The sequence below is a fragment of the Allocoleopsis sp. genome (assembly GCF_036703385.1).
GTDB lineage: Bacteria > Cyanobacteriota > Cyanobacteriia > Cyanobacteriales > Coleofasciculaceae > Allocoleopsis.
The window spans coordinates 1-8,001 of sequence record NZ_DATNPA010000199.1 but is presented as its reverse complement, the minus strand read 5'-3'; the positions used below and the strand labels follow the sequence as shown (position 1 = coordinate 8,001).

The 8,001-nt window shown below is 46.6% G+C and carries 4 protein-coding genes; all 4 read right to left on the bottom strand.

Annotated features, from left to right (window positions below):
- Window positions 1–89 precede the first annotated feature (89 nt).
- Window positions 90–4,526 (bottom strand): PAS domain S-box protein, encoded by a 4,437-nt coding sequence (locus tag V6C93_RS10070; protein WP_333476525.1) that lies wholly within the window; start codon window positions 4,524–4,526, stop codon window positions 90–92.
- A gap of 719 nt (window positions 4,527–5,245) precedes the next feature.
- Window positions 5,246–6,325 (bottom strand): ABC transporter ATP-binding protein, encoded by a 1,080-nt coding sequence (locus tag V6C93_RS10065; protein ID WP_333476524.1) that lies wholly within the window; start codon window positions 6,323–6,325, stop codon window positions 5,246–5,248.
- A 112-nt stretch (window positions 6,326–6,437) separates the two neighbouring features.
- Entirely contained in the window at window positions 6,438–6,893 is a 456-nt protein-coding gene (locus V6C93_RS10060) for a four helix bundle protein (RefSeq protein ID WP_333476523.1), read from the bottom strand.
- A gap of 72 nt (window positions 6,894–6,965) precedes the next feature.
- The gene (locus V6C93_RS10055; protein ID WP_333476522.1) at window positions 6,966–7,835 is read right to left on the bottom strand and encodes a carbohydrate ABC transporter permease; all 870 of its coding nucleotides are present in this window, start codon (window positions 7,833–7,835) and stop codon (window positions 6,966–6,968) included.
- Window positions 7,836–8,001: the final 166 nt, after the last annotated feature.

Here is an 8,001-nt window from a genome sequence, read left to right as displayed (position 1 = left end):
CATTCATCCTAAATGAGATGCAAACACCTCTCCCTTGCCCCTCTTGTTTGAAAATCAAATAGGATTGCTATATTGTCTGCTATAGTCCACTAGCAAGCTGTCAAGTTGATCGCCTCTTCATGAGCCAACGTTCCTACTAATCCGTCCTGAAGTAATTCACTACTTTTTGGCTGCTGAATTGGAATAGACATTAAGAACTCTGTACCCTGACCAGGTATGGAAATACAGTGTAATTTACCCCCGTGTTTTTCGACCACAATCTGATAACTAATGGACATTCCTAGACCTGTACCTGACCCGACAGGTTTTGTAGTAAAAAATGGATCGAAAATCTTTCGTTGTACCTCCTGTGTCATCCCAGGGCCGTTGTCAGCAATCCGAATGAGTACTTGATTGTTGCCATTAAGCTCCGTGCGAATCCGAATCCAAGCGATTGGAGGTTCCTCTTTAGCCAGTTGCAGATTATTTGGCGAACCTTCAACCTTTAACGTTCCAACATTCAACTCTTCATTGCACTCTTCTATGGCATCGATCGCATTACTCAGGATATTCATAAACACCTGGTTCAGCTGTCCAGGGTAGCCCTTGACTAAGGGTAGGTCGCCGTAGTCTTTGATCACCTCGATGTGGGGACGATGCGGTTTATCTTTCAGGCGGTGACCGAGAATCAGTAGGGTATTATCAAGACCCTCATGAATGTCTACCCATTTCCTCTCTGCTTGCTCAGCCCTGGAGAAATTGCGCAAAGATAAGACTATTTGGCGAATGCGATCGGTTCCCATTGTCATCGAGGACAGGATTTTGGGTAAGTCTTCTTTGAGGAAATCTAGGTCAATAGCCTCTGATTCCGCTTGAATTACTCGTGCGGGGCGGGCGTAGTACTCCTGGTACAGTTGAATTAAATTAAGCAAGTCTTTTGCATATTGATTGACGTGGGTGAGATTGCCGTGGATAAAGTTCAGTGGATTGTTGATTTCATGGGCGACACCCGCCACTAACTGCCCTAGTGAGGACATTTTTTCCGACTGGATGAGTTGCGCTTGAGTTTGCTGAAGTTCGCGTAGAGCCACTTCAAGTTGAGTTGCTTTGGTTTGAGCTGTAGTCGCTGCAATGCGACTTTGTTCGTAGAGTTGGGCTTGGTTAATCCCGATCGCCAGTTGATTCGCAACCGCTTGTAGCAGTTCCAGTTCTTCGTCCGTCCAAGATTGCCAAGAGACCAAGCGCCCACAGGTCAGGGTTCCCAGTTGACCCGATTGGGTCTCAATGGGTAGTGATAACAGAGCTGTCGTACCATACGGGAGTCGCGTCTGCTGCACAGCGTCATGGCTCTGAGTGACCTGATCGACTTGGAACTCTTCGCGATCGCTCAGCTTACAGGTAAAAGGACGCCAGCTTTCTAAGGGATATAAACCCACAAAGCTGGGCAGAGCCTGATTTTTGGCCTCTTTAACCACATCCCAACCCGAGGAAGTTTCGTCTTTCGCGTACCAGGCAAAGACGCATACATCAATAGCTAATCGGTTGTAGATTTCTTGTACAGCGGTTTCCAAGATAGTCTCCAAGGCAAGGGAGTTGCGAATCTGACTGGCAAGGCGGTTGAGCAGTGTTTCCCGACAGGCTAAGTCGCGAAATCTCGCTTCACTTCGCTGTAGTTCCGCCTCCGTCCGTTTGCGCTCCTCAATCTCAGTTTGCAATTTTCTAATCGCTTGCCTTAATTCGGTAGTACGCTCCTCAACTCGAATTTCTAGCTCTTGTTTGGCTGTCTTGAGTGCTTCTTCTGCCTGCTTGCGTTCGGTGATGTCGATCATCACGCCTTCTAAGTAGCCCTGTTTTGCATATAATTTGCCAGAGTAGGAAGCCCAAAATAGGGAACCGTCTTTTCGGCGAACTTGGGTTTCAAAATTTTCGACAAATCCTTTCTCTCGTAGCTGCTGTTTGAGAATCTCCCTATCGGCTGGATTGGCATACAAATCAACAGCTCTTACTCCTTCATAGGAATCGAAGCCAAACATCTTTAATACAGCCTTATTCGCATCCAGAACCTTGCCATCCGCGAGTGTATTGCGAAACATCCCCACTAAGGAATTGTGGAAGAGATTTCTGTACTTTTGTTCGCTTTGTTGAAGTTCTAGCTCTGAGAGTCTGCGTTCAGTAATGTCTTCATAAGTACCAAGGATGCCGACTACATTTCCTTGAGCATCATGAAGTGGAACCTTGTTTGTATCCAGCCAAGCCTGTTTGCCAGTCGCTTGGAGTTGGGGTTCTATGATGTGATATTCGGGTGTATCCGTCTCCATCACACGGGCGTCGCATTCCCGAAAAAAGTCTGCTTCCTCCTTCTTCCAAGGCAAATCGTAGTCGGTTTTGCCAACAATCTCCTCTGGAGTGGAACAGCCAGCAGCCAGGGCGAAGTTGCGATTGCAACCAAAGTAGACTGAATTTTTATCTTTCCAGAAAATGAACTGGGGGATATTCTCCAGAACTAACTCTAGAAACTGTTCTTTTTCTTGAAGGGCTTTTTCGCTCTGCTTGCGATCGCTAATATCAGTGATGAACCCTTCGATTCCTATTACCTCACCGTTGCTATCAAATACTCCGCTTCCCTTCTCCCATACCCATTTCTCTTCACCTGATTGGGTACGAATGCGATACTCAATCACATAAGGTTGCTTGCTGGCAACAGCTTCATCCAGCGTACTCAGAACTTTTGGTAAATCTTCGGGATGTGTAATAGAGTTATACGAAACTACCCCATTTTCTAAGAGTTCTTCACTGGTATAGCCAGTCAAGTTAAGGCAACCTTCGCTGAGGTATCTCATTGACCATTCCGGGTCATTGGAGCAGGAGAACGCAATACCGGGAAGTGAATTAATCAGTGAGGCAAGTCTTCGCTGGCTTTCTGCGAGTTCCGCCTCTTGTTGCTTACGCTCAGTGATATCCCGAAAGCTACAGACTCTGCCAACAATGTTTCCTCCTATCCGCTGCGGCAACGAATAGCGCTCGAACATTCTCCCATCTTTGAGTTCAAAGATACCGTAGCCTTCTGCATCCGGTTCGGATAACAATTCCTGTGTTGTACACATAAAGGCTTCGCAGTCTTTTAGTTGCTCCAACAGCAACGGCACGAGTTGCTTGAGTTCTCGTGAGGCGATGACAAATTCAGGGATGCCCCACATTTCGATAAACTTTTGATTAACAGTCGCTATATGTGTCCCATTTTGGCTAACAATAATGCCATCGGCAGTCGCTTCAAGTGTCCCACGCAGTAGAGAGAGTGACTTCTCTAATTCCTCTTCCGCTCGTTTGCGATCGCAAATCTCCCTCAACAATTGCTCATTGGCAGCCTGTAATTGGGCCGTGCGCTCCTCAACTCGGATTTCTAATTCTTGTTTGGCTTGTTTGAGAGCTTCCTCTGCTTGCTTGCGAACTGTGATATCTCGCGCGATCGCTAAGTGTACCAGTGTTCCATCTGATTCATTGCGCAGGGGGACAGCATGAGTTTCCATCCATCGACGAGTCCCTTTCAATCCAATTATCTCGAATTCAAGGGTGCCTTTGTTACCCTGGCAAACACTCTCGTTGAGGGCAATAAACGCCTCTCTATGCTCTGGAATAATCAGGGAATAAACGGACTGACCGATAACAGACTCAGCGCTTGGAGCCTCAATCATGGCAAGTCCAGCTGCATTGAGCTCAAGTAGGCTACCGTCAGAGGCTACGAGTTTCACGCATTCTGGTTCGGTTTCGATGATTGTCCGCAAGCGATTCTCGCTTTCTTTAAGCCGCTGTGCTGCCTGTTTGCGATCGGTGATGTCTTCGACTGTGCCAACATGACCAATGAGTTTGCCCTTGTCGGAGAACATCGGGGATGAGCGGAGGTGAACCCAGCGAACCGTACTTTCCTTGGTTTGGAAGCGAAACTCGTCGGAGTATTCGCGACCTTCACGGGTACTCTCTGACCAATCGGCAAATACCCTCTCCCGATCTTCTGGATAGACCGACTGCGACCAACCCACTCCCAAGCTTTCCTCAAGAGTAAAACCACAGATAGACTGACAGCGGGGATTAGTGTAGGTACATTGACCCTCGACATCTGTGAGAAAAATGCCCACGGGTGAGCAAGCACTCAAAGACTGAAACCGCTCTTCGTTCTCTCGCAACCTTTGCTCGGCTTGCTGGGCAAGAGTGAGGTCGCGCACGCAGGGCAGGGAAGCTGGCTCTTGTTCTTTGTCTGGGACGGCTGTTAGTTTCAGCTGTGCATCAAAAGGTTCGCCCTTCCAAGGGCACAGGCGACCTTCCCATAATTCTTCTAAGAAAGCACTTACTTCCTGCAAAACTTCCTCCAGCCAATTTTGTAGCGGCAAAGGCAGTTGGTTTCCGTTCTGGTGTAGCGATACCAAGTGATTGCGCTGTGCGCACCGACGAAGCCGATCGCGCATGGCTTCTATTTGATCAGCAATTTCTTCCACTTGCAAGGCTGCCTCCTTCTGTGCTTTCGATCTGATCGCTCTGCCAAAATGTGCCATACCAATTGCTGGTTATTCGTTCTCTAGGCGAGGCTGGAATTTTTGTAATAACAATAATGTTGTTAACTTTAAAAAAAATATAATTCTTTTAAGTTTTATTTTTTTTCCTTAAGAGTTCAAATTTATCTGCTACAAGTAGTAATCTTCGTGAAAATCTACTGATTTTTGATGGATACTCTACAGCCAGGTTTCCTTAGAGGATGTTATCTGATAGAGCACACCAAAGATTTTTATTGAAATTATGCAGCCAACTCTCTATCTAAAGAGAGGTTTCACTTGAGGATTTACTCCTAGGTTTCTAAGGATTTATTAAGTAGTCTGTTAGAATTTCGGCTTTAGCAATAGGTGTACTTTTCCCGAAATCGCGATCGCTGTTGCAGCCGGATATCGCCACCTCGGTGCATCTGAATTTCAACCGGAGTTTGTCACCTCATCAACAGCCGCTTCCTTTGCAGAAGCGCCTAAGATGGATGTCCCTGAATTAAGCCCTGAACGAAAGTACTCCTAGACCAGTTTGGCAGAAATAACGATCCAGTGGAAAAAGGTTAAAAAGCTTACTGTACAAGCTTTTTTACTGCTGCCCTCTGCCTTCTGCCTACTCAAGAAGGAGAACGCTACGCGAACTGCCTTTTTGTACTAGCCTTGTGAGTAGAGCTGTTATCCGCTTAACCAAGACTGAGAGACCGAGCCGTTTGTTAGGAATGGTGGCTGGAGATATCCTAGTCGCGATCGCGCCCCATTATGCGATCGCCCGTCTTCACATCAAACCAATGAATCGCCTGCGGTGCCATTGATAGCGTCACATCTTCGCCTTCCCACCTCTGACTCGCAGGCAACAGAGCACGAATCTTCAAATCTGAACCCTTCACCCGAACGCTAATTAAATTCTGCATCCCTAGATTTTCCACTAAGAAGATCTCACCCTGAATCGTCAGCGTATCCTCAGGTTTGACGAGGTGGACATCTTCTGGACGGATACCTAAAACAATATGTGATGGTGGTGTGGCTAGGTTTGGCAAAGAAATTCTAAAGTCACCCAAGACAGCATTATTCCCTTCACAGTTGAGGCTTAACAAGTTCATTTGGGGACTACCCACAAAACCCGCCACAAATTGGTTAGCCGGTCTGGTGTAGATTTCATGAGGCGGTGCCAACTGTTGCAGGTTACCGTCGTAGAGTACAGCCACCTTGCTAGAAAGGGTCATGGCTTCCGTCTGATCGTGTGTTACGTAGACTACGGGTGCCTGCTGCTTCTCAAATAACTGTTTCAAATCCGCCCGGACTTGCTCTCGTAGCAAGGCATCAAGGTTACTCAATGGTTCATCCAGCAAAAAGACATCGGGTTGGCGCACCAAAGCACGACCCAGAGCAACTCTTTGCCGTTGCCCCCCTGACATCTGACCTGGTTTGCGATCCATCAAGTTTTGTAGTCCCAGCTTCTGTGCTACATCCTGCACGCGCTGCCGAATTTCATCGGACGGCATTTTGCGTAGCCTCAAACCAGCGGCAATGTTGTCATAAACCGTCATGTGGGGGTAGAGAGCGTAGCTTTGAAATACCATCGCAATGTTGCGTTTGCCAGGTGCAACATGGCTGACATCGCGCCCATTAATCACCACTTTGCCACGGGTAGCCGGTTCCAGCCCAGCAATTAACCGCAGCAGAGTTGATTTTCCACATCCCGATGGACCCAGGAGGGTCAGAAATTCTCCTTCATCAACATCTATACTGATGTCTTTGACAGGAATTACTTTAGGATTGTAGGTTTTGTTGAGATTTATTAGTTCAAGCTTTGCCATAGTTAGTTGAAGGTTGAAGGTTGGGTTGGAAGGTTGGAAAGTTGAAGGTTGAAGGTTGAAGTTGGAGGTTGAAGGTTTGGAAGTTGAATATTTGAAAGTTGAATTTTGAGGTTTAGCTTTCAACAGTATCAATATAATATTCCCCCTTGCTTTCGCGGAGTCGGTTGTTGGTGGGGTAGGCTTTAAGATAGGTGATAAAGCCAGTAATTTGGCGGCTGCACTTCTCGCTTAGGTTAAATACCTGAGTAAATTGAGGCTGATTAAAGTAGCCAGCATCAAGGGCAACATATGCCTGAGAACGTAGTTCTCCCGCAGAGCCTTTAGCTCGTCCTAAAAACTCAATAAAAAGTGCTTGTGTTCGACTCTCAAACCCTGACGCTCGCAAGCTCGCTAACGCTTCGCTATCTGCAATATTCGACAGGATAGAAACGGCTGCACGGCGCATCTGGTCACGCAAACCAAAGTCACGGGCAAATGCTCCCTCGTTCGACAGAGCATAAACTAATCTCGTCAACTCCCGTGCTGTTTGCCATGCTTCAATTTCCTCGAATCGTTTTATCGTTGCCATCGGCTTTCAACCTTCAACCCTGAAACCTTAAACCTTAAACCTTCAACTCTTAAACTTTCAACCCTTAAACCTTCAACCCTTAACAGCACCAGCCGTTAAACCCTGGACAATCTTACGCTGGAATAATAGCACCAGAACTACTAATGGCAGCGTTCCTAATACTGTAGCAGCTGCGATCGGGCCATAGGGAATTTCAAATGCCGACGCCCCACTTAACTGAGCGGTTGCAACCGGTATAGTCTTCATTGATTCACGGGTGATAAACGTTAGGGCAAAAATGAACTCATTCCAGGCAGAGATGAAGGTGAGAATGCCAGTCGTTACCAGTGCTGGCAGGGTCATTGGCAACACAATTTTAATGAGCATTTGCACCGTATTGTAGCCATCTACTCTAGCAGAATCTTCTAAATCTTTTGGTAGTTTTTGGAAAAAACTTCGCATTACCAAAATCGTTAGCGGTAAGTTAATAGCCGTGTAAGGAAGAATCAGTGCTAAGTAGTTATTACCTAAATGGGTAACTCGTACAACCTCTAAAAGTCCCAAAAATAGCAGGACGGCTGGAAACAGTGTGACGATGAGGACAGCAGCAAGAATGATGTTCTCTCCGGGTAGTCGCATCCGTGTTAATGCGTAAGCCGCAGGAGCACCTAATGCCAACGCTAGTACTGTTGAAGTGAGGGAAACAAAGGCGCTGTTGAAGATATAGGAGGTAAAGGGACGGCGGATGAACAAAGACTGGTAGTGTTCGAGGGTGAGTTGTGTAGGAAAGTAGATAGAGGGAACGGCAGAGATATCTGCATTGACTTTGAATGAGGTCAGTACCTGCCAAAGAACGGGCCCCATGAAGAAGACAACGACCAAAAATACAGAGATGGGTAAAACTATTTTCCGCCAGTTGAAAGTAGAGGCTTCTTGAGTGGGTTGATTTTGTGCGATCGCCATAGTGTGAGGTGTTTAATGTTGACAAATTGAATGTTGAGGAGTTAAAGGTTGAATGTTCAACAGCTAACTTGCAACCTGTAATTTTCAACTATTAGCTCTCTCCCTAATACAGACTAACTTCAAACGCCTGTGGCATTAGCACGAGATTTGGACAAGAAGTAAGCTG

What these genes read in the sequence shown, in the direction of transcription:
- V6C93_RS10070 (WP_333476525.1), bottom strand. Translation starts at nt 4,526, where the DNA reads ATGGCACATTTTGGCAGAGCGATCAGATCGAAAGCACAGAAGGAGGCA.
- V6C93_RS10065 (WP_333476524.1), bottom strand. Translation starts at nt 6,325, where the DNA reads ATGGCAAAGCTTGAACTAATAAATCTCAACAAAACCTACAATCCTAAA.
- V6C93_RS10060 (WP_333476523.1), bottom strand. Translation starts at nt 6,893, where the DNA reads ATGGCAACGATAAAACGATTCGAGGAAATTGAAGCATGGCAAACAGCA.
- V6C93_RS10055 (WP_333476522.1), bottom strand. Translation starts at nt 7,835, where the DNA reads ATGGCGATCGCACAAAATCAACCCACTCAAGAAGCCTCTACTTTCAAC.